Annotated in this window: 1 pseudogene; it reads left to right on the forward strand. The window is 52.2% G+C overall.

The annotated features are described in order from the left end of the window. Positions 1-230 (forward strand): annotated as a pseudogene (locus ACTHSP_RS24245) (glutamyl-tRNA reductase); the annotation flags it as partial.

Here is a 230-nt window from a genome sequence, read left to right on the forward strand (position 1 = left end):
CTTTCTACCTGCAACCGCACCGAGCTTTACTGCGTCGGTGAAACCGAAAAAATCATCGACTGGTTGGCGCAATATCATGACTTACCTGCCGAAGAAATCCGCCCTTACCTCTATACCTTAGATAATAATGAAACCGTCCGCCACGCCTTCCGCGTCGCCTGCGGTTTGGACTCCATGGTCTTGGGCGAACCGCAAATTCTCGGTCAAATCAAAGATGCCGTCCGCGTTGC

This window comes from Neisseria sp. P0001.S005, assembly GCF_051963715.1.